Source organism: Sulfitobacter sediminilitoris, assembly GCF_010667575.1.
Classification (GTDB): Bacteria; Pseudomonadota; Alphaproteobacteria; order Rhodobacterales; family Rhodobacteraceae; genus Sulfitobacter; species Sulfitobacter sediminilitoris.
Genome location: NZ_JAABNT010000084.1, coordinates 1 through 754, shown reverse-complemented (window position 1 = coordinate 754; position 754 = coordinate 1). Strand labels below are relative to the sequence as shown.

Genomic DNA, 754 nt, shown 5'->3' with positions numbered 1-754 from the left:
CGGTCATCACAGGCAAATGCGGCCCGTGCTGTTCGATCGATGCAATGGGCAAAATCACAACTGCGTTCTCATTTGCCAAAGCGCGCAGTTCATGCGCTTTCAGCCGCGCCCAGTCCACTTCAATCATATGACCCTCTCCCATTTTTCAATTGCTGTGACCAGTTTCACGGGTCGACGGATAACGATCACCGCGATTGGCAATAAAGGTCAATGTCGCTTGGGTGCTAATGTCGGCTCTGTCCGGAGGTTGTGTGAAGACTCAGAATTTGGTTGCTTTTGGTGCTGTTCGTTTTCGGTGGCCGATGTATTCATCGCTCAGATCGACAAGAGAGGCCATAAATTTGGCTATTTACGTTACTTTTCAATCTGCCCGATGGTTTTTACACAGCCTCTCCGCGAACCCGACTTCGTCCCATTTTCAGCCAAGGTCCGCTATCTGGGGAAGGGGTCATGGGCCTTCTTCGCTCTCCGTCCACCATGAAAATGGAATGAAGCTTCTCCACACCAGACAGCCTTAAACCCATACTGGGCATCGAGCGGTCTCATCTATGGTAAGGGCATCAGGCGGCTGAGCCGGTCGTCTGAGCGCTTCCCAGCGGGTTTTCGGTATGGGGCCGCGTTCATCAATTTAGCAACCGCCGACCCTACTCGGGGGTACCCCCCCTTTCTCACGTAACCCACCCAGATGTCGTACATGCGATGAAGCGCGAACGGATAGAAACCTTCACCAGCTTAGGACCACTTCAGCTATGCA

1 protein-coding gene is annotated in these 754 nt (G+C 52.9%); it reads right to left on the bottom strand.

Features of this window, described 5'->3' with window-relative positions; translation table 11 throughout:
• Nucleotides 1–127, bottom strand: a 127-nt coding sequence (locus tag GV827_RS23215) for a creatininase family protein (protein ID WP_164356709.1), incomplete at its 3' end; no start/stop codon positions are given.
• Nucleotides 128–754 lie beyond the last annotated feature (627 nt).